17 protein-coding genes and 1 tRNA gene are annotated in these 20,462 nt (G+C 44.0%); all 18 read left to right on the top strand.

What is annotated here, in order from left to right:
* Positions 1-3: 3 nt before the first annotated feature.
* The 18 genes from CC90_RS0107785 (at position 4) to nusA (ending at position 20,452) form a co-directional block, all read left to right on the top strand.
* Positions 4-399 (top strand): response regulator, encoded by a 396-nt coding sequence (locus tag CC90_RS0107785; RefSeq protein WP_031390231.1) that lies wholly within the window; start codon positions 4-6, stop codon positions 397-399.
* Positions 400-425: 26 nt separating this feature from the next.
* Entirely contained in the window at positions 426-1,736 is a 1,311-nt protein-coding gene (locus tag CC90_RS23000) for a chemotaxis protein CheA (RefSeq protein WP_031390230.1), read from the top strand.
* 134 nt (positions 1,737-1,870) lie between these two features.
* Positions 1,871-2,575: a polymer-forming cytoskeletal protein gene (locus CC90_RS0107775; protein ID WP_031390229.1), complete on the top strand. Its 705-nt coding sequence runs from the start codon at positions 1,871-1,873 to the stop codon at positions 2,573-2,575.
* A 1-nt stretch (position 2,576) separates the two neighbouring features.
* Complete coding sequence (pyrH, locus tag CC90_RS0107770; protein ID WP_031390228.1) at positions 2,577-3,272, top strand: UMP kinase; 696 nt, start codon at positions 2,577-2,579, stop codon at positions 3,270-3,272.
* A gap of 53 nt (positions 3,273-3,325) precedes the next feature.
* On the top strand, positions 3,326-3,877 hold the full coding sequence (gene frr / locus CC90_RS0107765) for a ribosome recycling factor (protein WP_031390227.1): 552 nt from the start codon (positions 3,326-3,328) through the stop codon (positions 3,875-3,877).
* A 135-nt stretch (positions 3,878-4,012) separates the two neighbouring features.
* Positions 4,013-4,747, top strand: a complete 735-nt coding sequence (locus CC90_RS0107760) for an isoprenyl transferase (RefSeq protein ID WP_081905906.1) — start codon at positions 4,013-4,015, stop codon at positions 4,745-4,747.
* Positions 4,748-4,750: 3 nt separating this feature from the next.
* A complete protein-coding gene (locus tag CC90_RS0107755) occupies positions 4,751-5,578 on the top strand; it encodes a phosphatidate cytidylyltransferase (protein ID WP_031390225.1) in 828 nt (275 codons plus the stop codon).
* A gap of 65 nt (positions 5,579-5,643) precedes the next feature.
* Complete coding sequence (gene dxr, locus CC90_RS0107750) at positions 5,644-6,789, top strand: 1-deoxy-D-xylulose-5-phosphate reductoisomerase (RefSeq protein WP_031390224.1); 1,146 nt, start codon at positions 5,644-5,646, stop codon at positions 6,787-6,789.
* Positions 6,786-7,841: an RIP metalloprotease RseP gene (gene rseP, locus CC90_RS0107745; RefSeq protein WP_330373202.1), complete on the top strand. Its 1,056-nt coding sequence runs from the start codon at positions 6,786-6,788 to the stop codon at positions 7,839-7,841. The genes dxr and rseP overlap by 4 nt, the downstream gene beginning before the upstream one ends.
* Before the next feature lie 1,182 nt (positions 7,842-9,023).
* Entirely contained in the window at positions 9,024-9,800 is a 777-nt protein-coding gene (locus tag CC90_RS22995; protein ID WP_031390222.1) for a PP2C family protein-serine/threonine phosphatase, read from the top strand.
* Positions 9,801-9,814: 14 nt separating this feature from the next.
* Positions 9,815-11,341 carry a serine/threonine protein kinase gene (locus CC90_RS22990; RefSeq protein ID WP_051869326.1) on the top strand — a complete coding sequence of 509 codons (1,527 nt, stop codon included), beginning with the start codon at positions 9,815-9,817 and terminating at the stop codon, positions 11,339-11,341.
* Positions 11,342-11,412: 71 nt separating this feature from the next.
* The gene (gene ispG / locus CC90_RS0107730; protein WP_031390220.1) at positions 11,413-12,465 is read left to right on the top strand and encodes a flavodoxin-dependent (E)-4-hydroxy-3-methylbut-2-enyl-diphosphate synthase; all 1,053 of its coding nucleotides are present in this window, start codon (positions 11,413-11,415) and stop codon (positions 12,463-12,465) included.
* Positions 12,466-12,483: 18 nt separating this feature from the next.
* Positions 12,484-17,004, top strand: coding sequence for a PolC-type DNA polymerase III (locus CC90_RS0107725; RefSeq protein ID WP_031390219.1), 4,521 nt, complete (start codon positions 12,484-12,486; stop codon positions 17,002-17,004).
* A 59-nt stretch (positions 17,005-17,063) separates the two neighbouring features.
* On the top strand, positions 17,064-17,954 hold the full coding sequence (locus CC90_RS0107720) for a chemotaxis protein CheX (RefSeq protein WP_031390218.1): 891 nt from the start codon (positions 17,064-17,066) through the stop codon (positions 17,952-17,954).
* Between the two features lie 31 nt (positions 17,955-17,985).
* On the top strand, positions 17,986-18,348 hold the full coding sequence (locus tag CC90_RS0107715; RefSeq protein WP_031390217.1) for a response regulator: 363 nt from the start codon (positions 17,986-17,988) through the stop codon (positions 18,346-18,348).
* Positions 18,349-18,503: 155 nt separating this feature from the next.
* Positions 18,504-18,575, top strand: a tRNA-Glu gene (locus tag CC90_RS0107710).
* A gap of 210 nt (positions 18,576-18,785) precedes the next feature.
* Positions 18,786-19,247: a ribosome maturation factor RimP gene (locus tag CC90_RS0107705; RefSeq protein ID WP_031390216.1), complete on the top strand. Its 462-nt coding sequence runs from the start codon at positions 18,786-18,788 to the stop codon at positions 19,245-19,247.
* Between the two features lie 44 nt (positions 19,248-19,291).
* Positions 19,292-20,452 (top strand): transcription termination factor NusA, encoded by a 1,161-nt coding sequence (gene nusA / locus CC90_RS0107700; protein ID WP_031390215.1) that lies wholly within the window; start codon positions 19,292-19,294, stop codon positions 20,450-20,452.
* Positions 20,453-20,462 lie beyond the last annotated feature (10 nt).

Below are 20,462 nucleotides of genomic sequence, written 5' to 3'. Positions count from 1 at the left end.
ACGATGAAGATACTATTAGCGGAAGACGATTTTGCCAGCAGAAAGTTTATGTACAAATACTTAAGCCGTTACGGAGACTGTGATATTACGGTAAACGGGATAGAGGCATTGGAGGCTTTTCAGATGGGGCTTGCGGAGGGTGACCCCTATCAGCTCATTTGTCTGGACGTTATGATGCCGGAAATGGATGGCTATCAGGCGCTTTATGAAATAAGAAAAATTGAAATGGAAAAAGGGATAAAAGAGGATAAAGCAGTTAAGATCATCATGACCACGGCGCTGAATGAGGAAAAGAATGTGAAGAAGGCTTTTGATTTGAACTGTACTGCTTATTCCGGGAAACCTATCGATACGGAGAAATTTGCGCTTCTTTTGAAGAAAATAGGTTTGATTACATAGAACATTCTTACTAGAGGAGGAAGACAATGGAAGGGAGCTATGGTTCCGATGGAATGCTCGACATGTATTTATATGAAAGTTTTCAATTGCTGGAACAGATGGAGACGATAGTCCTTCTGGAAAAGAATGAAGAATTTCTGGATGAAGAAAGCGTTCAGGAAATTTTCCGAATTGTGCATACGATAAAAGGGACTTCCGGTATTATGATGTACGACAATATAGCGGCTGCGGCACACAAGCTGGAGGATATTTTCTATTACTTAAGGGAGACTTATTCGGAAGGGGTAGCCGCAAAGGAGCTGAAAGAATATATTTTTATGGTATCGGATTTCATTGAAGAAGAGCTGACAAAGATCAAGGAAGTGAGAAATCCAGATGGAGATCCAGAGAAAATCATAAAGTACATCGATGCGTTTTTGCTGAAATGGAAGGCGAAAATATGGGAGGAAGGAGGGGAGTTTCCTCCTGAAAATGTATATGTGGAACCAAGCCAGTTCTATATAGCTCCTGCTGAAGAGCGCTCGGATAAGCTGCCTTCCATCATCGATCTGGGAGCGGAGCCTGAACCGATTCCGGGCGATTATGTAATCAAACACAGTGTGGAAAAGGGAGAAGCTATCATAGGTGTCAGCGAAGGAAAGCTGGATAGGCTGACGAGGCTTGTGGAAAGCCTGCTGGAGGCGGAAAAAAATACGCCGGAAGAGTCCGACTGGCAGGAAATGAGAGAAAAGCTTCTAAAGATAACCGATGAGTTGGAGGATACGGTAACCCAGATGAGAAAGACCTCACTTGCAGGAACATTCCGCAGGATGAACCGGATTGTATACGACGTTTCCAGAAAGATGGATAAGCAGATAGAGTTAAATGTTTCGGGCGGGAGTCTGGAGGTAGATAGAAAAACTATCGTGTGCATCTCCGATTCGCTGATCCATCTTGTGCGCAATGCGGCTGATCATGGAATTGAAGGCCGGGACGAACGCTTGCAGGCGGGGAAGTCGGAAAAAGGAAGGATTTCTATAGAAGCGAAGTTAAATGACGGTATCCTCTCAATTTTTGTAAGAGATGACGGGAGAGGAATCGATAAGAGGAGAATATTCGACAAAGCAAGCCGAAAGGGGCTTGTATCCAAGGATATTGCGGGATATACGGATAAGGAAATCTACCGGTTCCTCACTTGTCCGGGCTTTACTACAAAGGAGAAGGTGACGGAATATTCAGGAAGAGGAATCGGGCTCGATGCTGTAGTAGGTGGACTTGAGAAAATAGGGGGAAGCCTGGATATCGACAGTGTGCAGGGAGAAGGCACCGAGATGCTTATAAGACTTCCGTATGCTTAGGTAGTTGCAGTTCAGGCTTCGGTATTCTTTTTTCATTTTCTCTCTTTCCACTAAAGAATAGATGTGATACAATGTATTAGAATTGTGTAAAGCAATGACGAAAGAAGTATCCGGAACAGATGGAGGAGAATGGTATGGGTTTTTTTACGGATTTAAAAGATGATTTATCGCAGGCTGTGAACGAGCTGATGCCGGCGGATGGAAAGGCTCCGGATGAGCCTGTCAAGCCGGAAAATATGAATGCACAGACCGGAGCGGAGAATTCGAAAGGGCAGTTTGGCATGACGGATTTAAGCGAATCGTCGGATATCCAACAAAAGCCGGATACGGTAAATTATCATACGCCAGAGCCGGACACGACGGAGAAAAAAGTGTCGGATGAAGTAGCTGTAATAACCGCAGGAATGATAGTAAGAGGCGATGTTTCTTCGGAAGGCTCCATGGACTTGATCGGAACGGTCATCGGTAATATAGACGTGCTCGGAAAGCTGAATGTTACGGGATGCATACAAGGCGATTCCAGGGCTTCGGAGGTTTATGCGGAAAATGCCAAGGTGACGGGGGAAATCAACAGTCAGGGAAGCGTCAAGATAGGAAACAGTTCTGTCATTATCGGTAACATTTTTGCGACCAGCGCGGTAATCGCGGGGGCAGTAAAGGGAGACATCGATGTGCAAGGTCCTGTGCTTTTGGATTCTTCGGCAATTATCATGGGCAATATCCGCTCGAAATCGGTGCAGATCAACAACGGAGCGGTTATCGAAGGTATGTGTTCGCAGTGCTATTCCGATATAAATCCGGCGAACTTCTTCGAAGAATTCAATAAAGGGAAAAAATAATATGAAGAAAATTTTATTAAAACTCAGTGGTGAAGCGCTTGCCGGCGATAAGAAAACAGGGTTTGATGAAGATACGATCAGAAAAGTGGCTTTCCAGGTGAAGCAGCTTGTGGAGGACGGTATTCAGGTAGGAATCGTAATCGGAGGAGGAAATTTCTGGAGGGGACGTTCCAGTGAAAATATTGACCGTACAAAAGCTGACCAGATAGGCATGCTGGCTACGGTAATGAACTGTATATATACCTCCGAGATTTTCCGTTCTGCCGGAATGAAGACGGAGATACTTACACCTTTTGAATGCAGTTCCTTTACCAAGCTTTTTTCGAAGGACAGGGCGGATAAATATTTTTCACAAGGAAAGGTAGTGTTCTTCGCAGGAGGAACGGGGCATCCTTATTTCTCTACCGATACGGGAGTGGTTCTTCGCGCGGTAGAGGTGGAAGCGGAGGTCATTCTGCTTGCTAAGGCGGTGGATGGCGTTTATGATGACGATCCGAGGAAGAACCCGAATGCGAAAAAGTATAAGGAAGTGACTATCGACGAGGTAATAGCCAAGAACCTTCAGGTAGTGGATATGACCGCTTCTATTTTAGCGAGAGATAATAAGATGCCTATGTGGGTATTTGGGCTCAATGAGGAAAACAGTATCGTAAATACTGTAAAGGGAAATTTTGACGGAACAAAGGTAACGGTATAGATAGAAATAATAGAGATAGCAGAAACGACAGAATCATTCATGGAGGTTAACATATGAACGAGAGATTACAAACTTATGATGCGAAAATGAAAAAGGCATTCGAATTTTTAGAAGCTGACTATGCTTCCATTCGTGCAGGACGGGCGAATCCCCATGTGTTAGATAAAATCAGGGTGGACTATTACGGAACGCCTACACCGATTCAGCAGGTTGGTAACATTACGGTTCCCGAACCGAGAATTATTCAGATTGCTCCATGGGAAAAGTCTCTGATTAAAAATATTGAAAAGGCGATCATGGCTTCCGACGTAGGAATTACGCCGAGCAATGACGGCATAAGCATCCGTCTCGTTTTCCCTGAGCTTACGGAGGAACGCAGAAAAGAGCTGGTAAAGGATGTTAAGAAAAAGGGCGAGGACGGTAAGGTCGCAATTCGCAATATTAGAAGAGATGGCAACGAAGCCTTCAAGAAGTTAGGAAAAGGCGACGTTTCAGAGGACGAGGTAAAACAGCTCGAGGATGAACTGCAGAAGATGACAGATAAGTTCATAAAAGATATCGATAAGCTGATCGATGAAAAAACCAAAGAAATCCTTAAAGTATAATAATATAAAATAAAGAGGGACAGTCGATAGAAATCGTATTGTCCCTTTTGTCGGTATCGCGAGAAAAGGGTTCGTATCACGAGAAAAACACTCTTATTATGAAAGAACATTCGTGAGAGGAAATGGGAGTAGGAAATGCAGGAAAACAAGAATCAGACGGATTTGAAAATTCCAAAACATGTAGCGATTATTCTGGATGGAAACGGACGCTGGGCGAAGAGTAAAGGAATGCCCAGAAATTACGGGCACGTTCAGGGTGCTAAGGCGGTGGAAATCATTTGTGAGGAAGCTTATAAAATGGGAATACAATACCTGACAGTGTACGCCTTTTCCACGGAGAACTGGAACCGGCCTAAGGATGAAGTGGACGCACTGATGAAGCTTCTGCGCAATTATTTGAAGACATGCTTAAGAACTGCGGAGAAAAATAGAATGTGCGTCAGGATTCTGGGCGAAAAGTCGAGACTGGACGTAGATATCCGAAAGAGGATTGACGAGTTGGAGCAAGCGACAAAAGATAACGATGGTCTGCATTTTCAGATAGCGCTCAATTATGGCGGCAGGGATGAAATCCTGCGGGCGGTAAGAGAAATCGCCCTCGAGGTGCAAAGCGGGACACTTAAGCCGCAGGATATAGGAGAAACAACAATAAATGAAGCACTGGATACGAAGGAGCTTCCCGAACCGGATCTATTGATCCGCACCTGCAATGAGCAGAGGATTTCCAACTTTTTGTTATGGCAGCTGGCCTATACGGAGCTTTATTTTACACCTGTCGCGTGGCCGGATTTCACAAAAGAAGAATTGGTAAAAGCCGTCGAAGCATATACTATGAGAGACAGACGATATGGCTTGCTTAAGGAGGAATGATGTATGTTTATGACACGTTTATTCAGCAGTGCGGTGCTCGTTATTATCGCGCTCGCCACTCTTTTTCAGGGAAGCTATCTGTTGGCCGCTATTCTCTTATTCATATCCCTTGTGGCCTACTATGAATTATGCAGGGCTTGTAATGTATGTGTGGAGGGACAGAGAATCAATGCTCCTTTGACAGTAGGATATGCCGGAATCATATGCTATTATGGAGCGGTTGTATTTACGAAAGATGCGGTATTCCAGTTACTTTGTATTTTATTCGTGCTTGTGGCATATATGTTTGTATACGTATTTTCTTTTCCGAAGTATCATGCGCAGGAAATTATGTCCGCGTTTTTTGGTTTCGTATATGCTCCGGTAATGTTTTCCTTTATTTATTTGACGAGAGAACTTCCTAACGGCGTGTATATCGTATGGATGATTTTTGTAAGTTCATGGATATGTGACACTTGTGCTTATGTAAGCGGAATGCTTTTTGGGAAGCATAAGCTGGCGCCGAAGCTAAGCCCGAAGAAATCGGTGGAGGGGGCTGTGGGAGGAATCGCAGGCTCTGCATTAGTGGGGGGACTCTACGGACATTTCATTGTGGAAAAGGTGGTGGAGGGGCAGGAAATCACTTGGATATTTGTTATCATCAGTGTGGTGGGAGCAATTATATCCCAAATCGGAGATTTGGCAGCTTCCGCGATTAAGAGAAATCATGAGATTAAGGACTATGGCCATCTGATTCCGGGACATGGAGGAATCATGGACCGCTTCGACAGCGTTATCTTTACCGCACCGATGATATATGCTTTGGCTGTGCTCTTGATAAAGCAGATGTAGAAGGTAGCGGAACATAGATTTTTCACAAGTATTTGATACGATAAAAAAGAGGCATGGTTGACAAGATGAAGAAGATAGCAATTTTAGGGTCCACAGGTTCCATCGGAACGCAGACTTTGGAAATCGTAAGAAGCAATGAAGATTTGCAGGTAGTGGCTTTAGCTGCCGGCAGTAACGTGGAATTGATGGAAAAACAGATTCGGGAATTTTCCCCTTCCATAGCCGTAATGTGGAGTGAGACGGCCTGCGAGGAATTGAAGATAAGGGTTGCGGACACTCCGGTAAAAGTACTTAGCGGTATGGAGGGACTTCTCCAGATAGCTGTCATGGAGGAATCGGATGTATTGGTTACCGCAATTGTGGGAATGATTGGTATTAGGCCCACTATAGCGGCGATAGAAAATGGAAAGACTATCGCGTTAGCGAACAAGGAGACGCTGGTGACAGCAGGGCACATTATTATGCCGTTAGCGGCAGAGCATCATGTGGATATCCTTCCGGTGGACAGCGAGCACAGCGCAATCTTCCAATCTATGAACGGCGAAAATAAAAAACGTGTGAGCAAAATATTATTAACGGCCTCCGGAGGCCCTTTTCGAGGGAAGACGAAGGAACAGCTAAATGATATGAAGGTGGAGGACGCCTTGAAGCATCCTAACTGGGCAATGGGAAGAAAAATTACCATAGATTCCTCAACCATGGTAAATAAAGGCTTGGAAGTGATAGAAGCCAAGTGGCTCTTCGGTGCCGAGCTTTCTCAAATCGAGGTAGTAGTCCATCCTCAGAGCATCATCCATTCCATGGTGGAATATGCCGACGGCGCAGTAATGGCCCAGCTGGGCACACCGGATATGAAGCTTCCGATTGCCTATGCGCTTTTTTATCCGGACAGACGGCCTATGGACGGAAAAAGGGTAAACTTTTTCGACTTAAAGCAACTTACCTTCGAAAAACCGGACTTGGAAACTTTTCAGGGACTGAAGCTGGCATTCGACGCGGCAAATCGCGGCGGCAGCATGCCTACAGTATACAATGCGGCGAACGAAAAAGCTGTCAGCCTGTTTCTGGACCGTAAAATAGGGTTCATGCAAATCCCCGAACTGATAGCAGCCTCCATGGAACAGCATAAGCCCATCGAGAATCCTAAGGTGGAAGAGATACTTCAGGCAGAGGCAGAAACTTATGAATTTATAAAGCAGGTGGTAAATTGACGATAACTATAATTTTATTTTTAATCATTTTTGGTGTCATCGTAATATCTCATGAACTGGGCCACTTTTTGTTGGCCAAAAAGAATGGAATCAGAGTGCTGGAGTTTGCGATTGGCATGGGACCGACGCTGTTTCACTTTAAAAAGGGAGAAACGGTTTACAGTCTGAAGATTTTTCCTATAGGTGGAGCGTGCATTTTCGACGGCGAAGATGGATTGAAGTCGGAAAACGGAGAAAAAGATGAAGGCTCTTTCTTATCAGCAAGCGTTTGGGCCAGAATTTCTTCGGTTGTGGCAGGGCCGCTATTCAATTTTCTTTTAGCGTTTCTTCTGGCTCTCGTCATCGTGGCGTTCACCGGTTCTGACAGACCGATAATTCAGGAGATTACTCCGGGTGGAGCAGCGCAGGCGGCGGGAATGGAGTCCGGAGACCTTATCACGAAGATAAACGGAGAAAAAATTCATTTATATAGGCAGGTTAATCTCATTTCTGCGTTGAATCATGGGGAAGATTTAAACATTGATTTTGTGCGTGGCGGAGAGAAATATAGTGTTACGCTTACGCCTATTTATGATAGCGCGGCAGGTCGTTATTACATCGGCTTAACAGGAGCGGGGGAGTATTTTAAATGCAATGCCCTGCAAGTGTTCCAATATAGCTATTATGAGCTGGAATATTGGGTAAGGGCTACCTTCAAGAGCTTGGGGATGCTGTTTACGGGACAGGTAACGAAGGATGATATGGCAGGCCCTGTGGGAATCGCGCAGATAGTAGGAGATACCTATGAGGAAGTAAAGCCTTATGGAATTGGCTCTGTCGTATTTTCTATGATGAATATTGCGATTCTTCTTTCTGTTAATTTAGGTATTTTAAACCTTCTTCCTTTTCCGGCGTTAGATGGGGGAAGACTGGTATTTCTTTTAATAGAAGCGGTCAGAGGGAAGCCGGTTCCGCCGGAAAAAGAAGGAATAGTACATTTGGCGGGAATGGCGGCGCTTATGATACTTATGGTGTTTGTGCTGTTTAATGATATTTCGCGTTTGTTTTCGTAGTGGTTGGGGTGGGGAGATTTTATGTATAGTATTGGTGGGTTGTGAAAGGCTTTCTTCGGTGGATTAGGTTTCGGTTCCGCCGTTCGCGGCTGTATTTTCTAAAGGAAACCATAAGTAATGTAGAGATGGCCGGGCCGGCAGCAAAGTACATCCATGTACTATGCTGCCTAAACGCTGCATCCTTGTAGCGTTTTCCCTGGGTTCCTGAGGTTTCCTTAAGAAAATGCAAGCCGCTCTCTAAAAGAACCGAAACCTAATCCACCGAAGAAAGCCTTCGTAAGGTCGTGAAATTGTACATAAAATTGGCAAGGTTATGAGGTTTGTAATTGCAAAGTTTTTTTAAGAATAAGAGAGGGATGTAGGACTGCTGGTAATTGTTTTATAGTGGTTCTGCAGACTTCTTTTTTAATAGAAAAGTGCTTTTGTTTTTATGATTTTACCTTTTTTAATTAACAGTTCTTTATACAAAATAAGGATGTGCAGCTAAGCACGGAGCAAAAGCTGTGCGGCCAAAGTATTTGGCCGTGAGAGTATGTAAAGTGCACCTTTGTTTTTTAATAGGAAAATGTTCCTAGTAAAAAAAGAGATGTGCAGCAAAGCGAGCAGAGTAAAAGCTGTGCTATCGAAGTTTCTGATTGCAAGAGTGTGCGAAGCACGCTTATGTTCTTTGCGACGAAACAAAACGATAGATGGTAAAAGAATCATAAAATTTTATTATAGAGGTAAAGAGGGTTAAAAAGTTTGTGCATATTGCATACTTGTCTCATTTATCAGAATCAGATATAATAAGCGATATCGAGGGTTGTATTCGACCTTCAAAAATCACAATGAATTATCTGACGCAGGAGTCTGAATCAAAGATTCTTGTAATCCTTACAATTTCTGTATATTATTACCCGAAAGAAAGCAGAAAACTATAAGCAAAATGTTTAATAAACGATATCAATATTTATTAGCTTTCGTTTTGCATTTATCATTTATAACATATCTTTGAGCAATCTGTAACCTTCTCAAGTTTTACTTATTATTTCACGACCTTGAAGTGTACTTTCGGCGGCGGTTTTAGAGTAATTCCGTTAAGTATGCGGTTAGTATTTTCTTAATGTTCCCCGTTATCTGAGGCAAACGACGCAAGGATGTACTCTCATCCCGTTCACAATTCTAAAATAAAAAGGAGCAAAAATGTACTACCTCACCAATTTATACTGGAATACTGGTTTTCGTCCTCAAAACGAAGACTCCCTATCTCTTCAAGAAGTGTCTATAAAAGGCAATCGCACGGTATTTGCCCTCATATGTGATGGTATCGGCGGATTATGGAGGGGAGAACAGGCCAGCGGCTTTGTGGCGGAACGAATGACCGAATGGTTTTACGCAGAGGCACTCCCCATGATGGCGCGAAACAAAGGAATGAAAAAAATAAAACGGGCAGGAATACGAAGTCTATACGCTTGTAACGAAGAAATGAGAAAATTCGCGTCTCAGGAGCATATAGAATTTGGGACAACAATCACGATGATGATTTTTTACAAAAAACATTATTTGCTCTGGCATAGCGGGGATACAAGGGCTTACTGTATTTCTCTAAAAAGTAAAATGAGTAAAATAAGTGAAATATGTAAAATGAGCAAAGCCGGAAGAATGAATTCCCAAGGAGTTTTAAAGCGTCTGACCAGAGATCACTCGGCAGGTGAGCATATCTTAACTAAATGTATCGGAAGCTTTGTGTGGAGGGAACCGGACAGTTATATAGGAAGGATAAAGAAAAAGAGTACCTTTTTACTCTGCTCTGATGGTTTCAGGCATGTAATATCAGAGGAAAAATTAACAGAGACCCTGCTCCCGTTCCATTTGACTTCGAAAGAACAAATTGGACGCAGGATAAAGGAAATTGCCGACTATTCCAAAAGGCAGGGGGAGAAGGATAACATTTCTGCCATAGTCATCAAAACAGGGTAAAGGAGGATATCGACTTGGAAAATGAATCTGAAAATTTGGAGGATATACCGGAAGATAAATATCAGATGGAGGAATCCAAGATAAAAAAATATCAAATGAAAGAATATCAGACAGAAAAATCTCAGGTAGAGGGATACCAAATGGAAGAATATCAGACAGAAGAATCTCAGATAGAAGGATATCAAATGGAAGAATCCCAAGCAGAAGAATATCAGATAGAAGAATTTCGGATAGAAAAATACCGTATAGAAGGAAAAATCGGAAAAGGGGGAAGCGGAATTGTATATAAGGCACGGGATGAACGCTTAGGCAGCACTGTGGCAGTAAAGGAATTTCATGATGGAAATAAGTATGCAAGAAAAGAAGTCGAACTGCTCAAGAAATTGAAACATCCGGCGCTTCCGAATATTCTGGATTATATAGTAGTGGAAGAGAAGAAATATCTCGTTATGGAATATATAGAAGGAGTGACTCTTGAATGCTATGTGAAGAAATTCGGCCCTATCGGTCAAAAGCAGGCCCTCGCGTGGGCGGGTGAACTTGTGCAGGTTCTTTATTATTTGCATGAGCGGGGTGAACCGATCATTTACCGGGATATGAAACCTTCTAACGTGATGATAAACGATAAGGGTGAAGTGAAGCTCATCGATTTTGGCAGTGCATATTTTAAATATGAGGAGGGGGAGGAACGAATATGTGCGGGTACCTACGGCTATGCGGCACCGGAGCAGTTTGGCAGAAGTGCAGGGACGGTTGTGGATGAGAGGAGTGACGTCTATGGTCTGGGGGCCATCCTTCACTATATGCTTACGGGAAGTGATCCTTCCCAGCCACCCTTTCTCATACAGCCCCTTAGATTTTACAATGCAGCGTTGTCCCCCGGACTGGAAAAAGTAATCAGGAAGGCAACGGAGAAGGAAAGGGAGAAACGCTATCAGAGCATAGCACAAATGGAGGAAGCGTTAAAGAAGCAAAATGGGGCGGATAAGAGGCGGAAATGGATGTATGCGATAGCAGGAGTTATTTATTATTTATTATTGCTTACTGCGGGGAGTATATTTTGGCGGCAGTGGGAGTTATACAGAAGATATGGAGGGGAGAGATTTATTGGCAATGAATGGAAAGCAGCAGTTACAGCAGGGGCTATCGTCAGTCTTTGCCTTATAAAAACAGTGTTCGGATGCAGGCGGGCAGGTCCCTGCAAAAAGGTAAGGCAGATAAAGGCGGTTTATCTTTCCTCTAAAAAGAACAGAGGACTTATGGCAGTTTTTTGTATCGCAATGGCATCCTTCCTTCTGGCGGCACCTTGTATGGCGTCCGGGAAGGAGGATGTGTTTCCTGTAATCGTCAGGAACGAAAAGGGACAGAAGTTAATTATCCGATACGATACTGTGTATAGTCCCTCGGGAGATATGAAGTTAGAAGTACCGGCGGATAGCTTTAAAGGGGGAAAGGAATATGAGCTGACACTTATTTGTACGGAGCTTGACACAATGGAGGAAAGAAGCAGAACTTTTTACTTGAAATTCCCCGCACCTTGACACTAAAATAGGGGTATGATAGACTTCAAGTTATCATATGTTTTGTCGGATATACCGGCAGGGAGGTATTCATGTATAGAGATAATACGAAGGTTGTACATATAGGAAATAGAGTAATCGGCGGCGGGAATCCTGTTCTGATCCAGTCCATGACGAATACGAGGACGGAGGATGTGGAAGCTACTGTGGCGCAGATACACCGGCTGGAGCAGGCAGGCTGCGAAATCATTCGTTGTACGGTGCCTACAATGGAGGCAGCGCTTGCTATAAAGGAAATTAAAAAGCAAATATCCATACCTCTTGTAGCCGACATTCATTTCGATTATCGGATGGCGGTTGCCGCAATGGAAAACGGTGCGGATAAGATAAGGATTAATCCGGGCAATATCGGGAAAAAGGAAAATGTAGCTGCAGTTGTAGCGGTGGCGAAGGAGAGGGATATTCCTATTCGCGTAGGTGTAAATAGCGGTTCTTTGGAAAAGGAACTAATAGAAAAGTATGGCGGAGTCACTGCACAGGGAATTGTGGAAAGCGCGCTGGATAAGGTGAGGATGATAGAGGAGTTGGGATACGACAATCTGGTAATCAGTATCAAGTCCTCCGACGTTCTCATGTGCGTAAAGGCTCATGAAATACTGGCGAAGGAGATTGATTATCCGCTTCATGTAGGAATTACAGAGTCGGGAACGCTCTTGGGAGGAAATGTCAAATCGGGAGTAGGACTTGGCATCATTTTATATCAGGGAATCGGCGATACGATCCGGGTATCTCTGACCGGCGACCCGGTGGAAGAAATCAAGTCGGCGAAGCTGATCCTGCGTGCGCTGGAACTTAGAAAAGGCGGAGTAGAGGTGGTTTCCTGTCCGACCTGCGGCAGAACAAAAATCGATTTAATTCAGCTCGCCAATGAGGTAGAGCAGATGGTTCAGGATATACCGTTAGATATTAAGGTGGCCGTAATGGGCTGTGCGGTAAACGGCCCCGGAGAAGCGAGAGAGGCGGATATTGGCATTGCAGGCGGTGCCGGAGAAGGACTGTTGATTAAAAAAGGCGAAATAATAAAAAAGGTACCGGAGAATCAGCTTCTTTCTGTTTTAAAGGAAGAACTGCTAAACTGGAATTAAGAATAGGATTGATGAGAGTTGAAAAAGTTTTTTGAGGTGTTCCCGTCGTTACAATTGGAGGATAAGCTGCAGGATTTATTCGGTCAGGTGGAGGTGGAAAGAATTTCTGCCACTAAGCGGAAGGATTTTTTGCGTATTTATATTTCCAGTGACAGACTCATTCACAAGGAATATATTATGAAGGCGGAGGAGTCGATAAAGAAGCAGCTCTTCCCCAGTTTTTCCATGACGATAAAAATATATGAAAAATATCATTTGTCGGCACAATATAACCCCGAGAAGTTCATGCATATATATAAGGATAGTATCCTGTTGGAACTTCGGGAATATAGTCCGGTAGAATACAACATATTCAAGAATGCGGATATCGAATATCCTTCGGAAAATAAAATCCGGCTTACGATAGAGGATTCCGTACCGGCGAGAAGCAAGTCCGAGGAGTTACTTCGTATCTTGGATAAGATATATAATGAGCGGTTCGAATTTCAGGTGGATATTTCCGTGGATTATAAGGAAGGAAAAGCGGGAAAATATAAAGAAGAGGATGACTTGAAAATCGCAAGGCAGGTTGCGGATATTGCGTCGAGGGTGGGAGGAGCGCTTCTTGGCGAGGACGTACAGAAGGACCCGGAAGCGGAGGTTGTTCTGCCTGCAGAAGCTAAGTCGGGCGGTATGATGAAGCCGAACGGGCCTGCGATGCGAGGAAGCTTCCGAGCCGGAAGAAAAGACGGCGAGAAGGGAGACTTCAGGAGAGCGGTAAAGCGCTCCGACAATCCGGATGTCTTGTATGGCAGAGACTTCGACGAGGAAGCGATGCCGATAGAGGATATTATCGGCGAAATGGGAGAAGTAACGATTCGCGGCAAGATCATAAGCATGGATAAACGGGAGATAAAGAATGAGAAGACCATTCTCATTTATGATATTACGGATTTTTCGGATACCCTGACGGTAAAGATGTTTGCAGGTAATGAACAAGTCGCGGAAATAACGGAAGGAATGAGGCCGGGGGCGTTTGTGAAGCTCAAAGGTGTGGCTGTTATCGATAAGTTTGATAACGAACTGACCATAGGCTCGATAAGCGGGGTAAAGAGAATACCGGATTTCACATCTTCACGGTCGGATAATAGCGCCAGAAAGAGAGTGGAGCTTCATTGTCATACAAAAATGAGTGATATGGACGGCGTATCCGAGGCGAAGGATATTGTTAAGCGTGCTTATAAGTGGGGGCACCCGGCCATTGCCATAACGGACCACGGAGTCGTGCAGTCCTTTCCCGACGCTAATCATGTATGGGAGGATTTGTGGAAGGCAGAGAAGGGGAAAAGAAAAGAAGCAGGAGATAAGAATCCCGATAAGCAGGACTTCTTCAAAGTTATTTATGGAATGGAAGCCTATTTGGTAGATGATTTGAAGGAAATCGTGACAGGAGATAAAGGACAGGATTTCGATAGTACTTTTGTAGTATTTGATATCGAGACTACGGGTTTTTCTCCGGTTCATAACAGAATTATAGAAATTGGTGCAGTGAAGATAGTTGACGGGAAGATTGCGGACAGATATTCTGCCTTTGTGAATCCGGATGTTCCGATTCCCTTTGAAATAGAAAAACTAACGGGCATCAATGACGATATGGTTATGGGGGCACCCATGATCGATGTGATATTGCCGCAATTTTTCGATTTCTGTCAGGATGCGGTACTGGTAGCCCATAACGCTAATTTCGATATGAGCTTTATTATAGAAAACGCCAGAAGGCTGGGCTTGGAGAAAGAATTTACTTATGTGGATACGGTGGGTATCGCGAGAATACTCTTGCCCCATCAGGCCAGGCATACATTGGACGCAGTGGCGAAGACATTGGGAATATCCCTCCAAAACCATCATCGTGCGGTGGATGATGCGGAGGCTACTGCGGAAATATTTGTAAAGTTCATTCCGATGCTTAAGGAAGACGGCGCAGATACGTTAAAGAAGGTAAATGCTCTTGGAGCCTCCAGTCCTGATATTGTAAGGAAGCTCCCTACTTATCATGCGATTATCCTTGCCAAAAACGATACGGGACGGGTAAATCTATATCGTCTTGTTTCGGAATCCCATTTAACCTTTTACAGCAAGAGGCCGAGGGTTCCAAAGAGCCTGCTCCTTAAATATAGGGAAGGTTTGATTATCGGCAGCGCATGTGAAGCAGGAGAGCTTTATCGCGCACTGTTAGACGGTAAGGCAGATGCGGAAATTGCAAGGCTTGTTAATTTTTATGATTATCTGGAGATACAGCCTCTTGGCAACAATAAGTTCATGATTGAGTCGGAGAAGGTAAGAAATATCAATTCCATGGAAGATATCATGGACATCAATAAGAAAATCGTCGAACTCGGAGAGCAATTCGGCAAGCCGGTAGTGGCGACCTGCGACGTACATTTTCTCGATCCGGAGGACGAGGTATATCGCCGTATTATTATGGCGGGAAAGGGGTTTTCCGATTCGGACGATCAGGCTCCCCTCTATTTGCGTACCACAGAAGAGATGTTGGAAGAGTTCTCCTATCTAGGCAGCGATAAGGCACAGGAAGTAGTCATTACCAATACGAATTTGATTGCAGATATGGTAGAGACCATGTCTCCGGTAAGGCCGGATAAATGTGCACCCATCATTCCTGACAGCGATAAGACACTGACAGATATTTGCTACAATAAAGCACATGAGATATATGGAGATGTACTGCCGGATATCGTAGAAAAAAGATTGGAGCGGGAGCTTCATTCCATTATAACCAACGGCTTCGCAGTAATGTATATCATCGCCCAGAAGCTGGTTTGGAAATCGGTGGAAGACGGGTACCTGGTAGGTTCCAGGGGCTCGGTAGGTTCCTCGTTTGTTGCGACTATGGCAGGTATCACGGAGGTAAATCCACTGAGTCCTCATTATTACTGCTCCGAATGCCACTATAATGATTTCTATTCCGAAGAGGTAAAGGCCTATGCGGGGCGGGCAGGCTGCGATATGCCGGATAAGATATGCCCTGTCTGCGGTGCGCTGCTTAAGAAGGACGGATTCGATATTCCTTTTGAGACCTTTCTGGGATTTAAGGGGGATAAGGAGCCGGATATTGACCTTAACTTTTCTGGAGAGTACCAGAGTAAGGCACATAAATATACGGAGGTTATCTTCGGAGCGGGGCAAACATACCGGGCAGGAACGATAGGTACCTTGGCAGATAAGACAGCCTTCGGCTATGTAAAGAATTACTTCGAAGAGCGCGGGAGGAGAAAGCGTACTTGCGAAATCAACCGTATTGTCGTAGGCTGCACGGGAATTCGCAGAAGCACGGGCCAGCATCCGGGAGGTATTATTGTATTGCCCCTGGGTGAGGATATCAACTCCTTCACACCAGTGCAGCATCCGGCTAACGATATGACCACGGACACCGTAACGACTCATTTCGATTACCACTCCATAGACCATAACCTATTGAAACTGGATATTCTTGGGCACGACGATCCTACCATGATTCGTATGCTTCAGGATTTGACTGGAATCGACCCGGTAAAGATTCCCTTAGACGATAAGCAGGTCATGTCTCTGTTTAAGAATACGGAGGCGCTTGGAATTACGCCTGACCAGATTGGCGGCTGTAAGCTGGGAGCCTTGGGAATACCGGAGTTCGGTACGGAGTTTGCCATGCAGATGTTGATCGATACGAAGCCGCAGGCTTTTTCCGATCTGGTCAGAATTGCAGGACTGGCGCATGGTACGGATGTATGGCTTGGAAATGCCCAGACCCTTATTCAGGAAGGAACAGCGACTATTTCCACAGCAATCTGTACTCGAGACGATATCATGGTCTATTTGATTGGTATGGGAGTGGAGAGTTCCTTGGCGTTTAATATAATGGAGAGCGTGCGAAAGGGAAAGGGATTAAATCCTCAGATGGAAGAAGCCATGGTGGCTGCAGATGTGCCCGATTGGTATATATGGTCATGTAAGAAGATTAAGTATATGTTTCCTAAGGCCCATGCGGCGGCGTATGTTATGATGGCTTGGCGTATCGCTTATTGTAAGATTAATTATCCTTTGGCTTTTTATGCGGCGTTTTTCAGTATTCGAGCCTCTGCTTTTTCCTATGAACTGATGTGTCAGGGCAGGGATCACTTGGAGAAGATGATGGCAGACTATAAACGCAGAAGCGATATGCTGTCAAAAAAGGAGCAGGATTCCTTCCGAGACATGAAGATTGTTCAGGAAATGTACGCCAGGGGATTTGAATTCGTTCCTATCGATATTTTTTCCGCCCAGTCCCGTTTGTTCCAGATTGTAGAGGGCGGGCTCATGCCTTCGTTAAACAGTATAGACGGCTTGGGGGAGAAAGCGGCGGATGCTATCGTAGAAGCTGCTAAAGACGGAGCATTTTTGTCGAAGGATGATTTCAGGCAAAGGACAAAGGTGTCCAAAACAGTTATCGAGTTGATGGACACCTTGAATCTGTTAGGTAATCTTCCTGAATCAAATCAAATAAGTTTATTTGATTTTGTCTCTTAAATATTATATAATAAAAGGGAAGTTTTGGTATTACATAAGATGTCAGATGGAGGGTACGTATGTTTGGTCATATTTTTGGGAGATTTTTAGTGGAGAAAAATTTAATTTCGGCGAGTAAGCTGGAAGAGGCATTGGAATATCAGAAGAAGGTCCGGGTAAAAATGGGACTTATCGCTGTTTCCGAAAAACTTTTAACTGAAGAACAGGCAGACAAAATAAACAAAAGGCAGGCTCAGGAGGACAAGCGCTTCGGCGATATTGCGGTAGAGCAGGGCTACCTGACCGAGAATCAGGTGGAGAGACTTTTAAAGCTTCAGGGTAATCCTTATCTTGTATTCGTGCAGTCGATGACAGAGAATGGCATTATGACACAGGAGGAAATAGAGAAGGCGCTGGAGCTGTACCGGAAGGAGACCGGTTTTACAGCTACCGATATCGAGGATTTAAAGAGCGGAGATGCGGACCGCATTGTGCCTCTTTTTATAAGAAGCGATGATGAGCGGTCGCAGGAGCTTGCAGGAGTCGCTATCCGCACGGTGATCCGGCTGATAGATTCCAGAATTGCAATCGGCCCTTCTGAGGAAGTGGAAGATTACGAGTTCAAGGATATAGCATTGCAGGACGTAAAAGGGGAGCATAATATAACGCTCGGGCTTTCAGGAGAAGAGAATAGTCTGCTCACAATTGCCAGTACTTTTGCGAAGGAAGAGTTTACAAAGATGGATTTGTATGCCTTCGACTCGGTATGTGAGTTCATCAACTGCGTAAATGGATTGTATGCTTCTGCACTCAGCGTAGAAGGAGTTTCAGTGGATATGGTTCCTCCCATGTTCTATCAGAAGGGAAGAATAAAGATCGAAGGGAAGGCACTCGTTATTCCCTTATATATTAAGAACAGCAGGATAGAAATTTTCATTGCGATGGACACAAAACTTAACGTTTCCGTATAATTTAGACATATATCAATAGGAGGACATAATTATGGCAAGTATTTTGATTATAGACGATTCGAGGACATCCCGAAAGATTTTGAAGGAAGTATTGGAGCGTGCAGGACATGAAGTAGTTGGAGAGGCTGCGAACGGAGAGGAAGGAATCGGTTTATACAGGGAATTGAAGCCGGACTTAGTGACCTTGGATATTACCATGCCGGTTATGAACGGTTTGGAGGCGCTCGAGCATTTAATGGAAGAGGACAAGAATGTAAAGGTAATCATGATTACCGCTGCCGGACAGAAAGAGAAGATGGTCAAGGCAATTAAGGAAGGCGCTGCGGATTTCATTACCAAGCCTTTCGAGGTAGAGCAGGTAATCGAAGCGGTAAACCATTTGCTGGAGCGATAAATAAGGTACAAAATAGGACCCGTAAAAAGGAAAAATAAAAAAATAGAACAAATACAAAATTAAAATAAAAAAGTGCTTGCAATATTAGTCGTTTTATAATAAAATAAGCAAGTCGGCAAATGAACAAGAAAAAAAGTTCGATTTGTATTCGTTCTGGCTCGTTGGTCAAGCGGTTAAGACGCCGCCCTCTCACGGCGGAATCAGGGGTTCGATTCCCCTACGAGCTGCTTTCATTATTTTTTCGAAAATCCTTGCATTTAACGGGATGTGGTGCTATAGTATAGGAAGAATATATGTTACTGTTGATTAGAGTGGACTTGCGAGTCCACTCTTTTTGCGGGTAATGATTTTCTGACGGAAGTTTCCGTCAGGAATTTCCAAAGGAAATTTTTGAAAGAAATTTTCTTTTAGAAATTGGGAAAGGAACAGGTGAATAGGTGTCCAGAAAAGAAACATATGAAAACAGGACAGAAGAGCTGCTTAAGCCGATAGTGGAGAAAGCTGGCGTAGAGATTTACGATGTGGAATATGTAAAAGAGGGGAGCGATTTTTACCTTCGCGCTTACATCGACAAGTCGGAGGGAGTGAACATCAACGACTGCGAGGCGGTAAGCCGTGCGTTGTCGGATGCGTTAGATGAGAAGGATTTTATAAGTGATGCCTATATTTTAGAGGTGAGCAGTCCGGGGCTTGGAAGAACATTGAAAAAAGATAAGCATTTGGAGAAGAGCATCGGGAAAGAAGTGGAAATTAAAACATATAAACCGATAGACAAGTGTAAGGAGTTCAAAGGCGTATTGAAAGCATACGATGAGAAATCCATAACGATAGAGGCTGAGAATGAACTGGTTTTTGAAAGAACAGATATCGCATTAATCAGATTAGCACTTGATTTTTAGAGAGGATAATCTCGGTACGAGATAGCAGAAAGGAAAAGAGAAAAATGAACAAAGAATTGATGGAAGCATTGGATATTCTGGAAAAGGAAAAGGAAATCAGCAAAGAAACATTGTTTGATGCCATTGAGAATTCATTGATTACAGCTTGCAAAAATCATTTTGGAAAATCGGATAACATCAAGGTCGAAATTAACAGAGAGACTTGCGATTTTTTATGCTATGCGGAGAAGGAAGTAGTGGAAGAGGTAGAGGACGATTGCTGCCAGATTTCCCTTGACGATGCGAAAGAGATTTCACAGAGGGCACAGATTGGAAATCTTCTTCACGTGGAAATCAAATCCAAAGAATTCGGACGTATTGCGACCCAGAATGCGAAGAACGTTATTCTGCAGAAAATAAGGGAAGAAGAAAGAAGCGTTATCTATAACCAGTATTATGAAAAAGAGAAAGATGTGGTAACAGGAATTGTACAGCGTTATGTAGGAAAGAACATCAGCATAAACTTAGGAAAAGCTGACGGAATATTGAATGAAACAGAGCAGGTAAAAGGCGAAGTTTTCAAGCCCACGGAACGGGTTAAAGTATATATTTTGGAAGTGAAGAATACGCCAAAGGGACCGAGGATTCTCGTTAGCCGTACCCATCCGGAGTTGGTGAAGAGGCTGTTCGAGTCTGAGGTTACGGAAATTAAGGACGGTACGGTTGAAATTAAGAGCATTGCGAGGGAATCGGGAAGCAGAACGAAAATGGCTGTTTGGTCCAACAATCCTAACGTAGATGCCGTAGGCGCGTGTGTAGGTTTAAACGGGTCCAGAGTGAATTCTATTGTGGAAGAACTGCGCGGGGAAAAAATAGATATCATCAACTGGGATGAAAATCCCGGCAATCTCATTCAGAATGCATTATCTCCTGCAAAAATCGTTGCGGTATTTGCAGATCCCGATGAAAAGACCGCGAAGGTCGTAGTACCGGATTATCAGCTTTCTCTGGCAATTGGCAAGGAAGGACAGAATGCAAGGCTTGCTGCAAGGCTGACCGGATATAAGATAGACATCAAGAGTGAGACACAGGCGAAGGATTCGCCAGGATTCCGTTATGAGGATTACGCGGATGAATATGACGAGTATGACGAGGAATATGATGAAGAGTATGATGGGGAGTATGTAGAAGAGGATAGCTTGGAAGAGATTCCGGCAGAAGAATAGACAGTTATAG

This window comes from Kineothrix alysoides, from assembly GCF_000732725.1.
Lineage (GTDB): Bacteria > Bacillota > Clostridia > Lachnospirales > Lachnospiraceae > Kineothrix > Kineothrix alysoides.
Note: the sequence above shows the minus strand (reverse complement) of the source record. Positions and strands in the feature narration are given on the sequence as shown.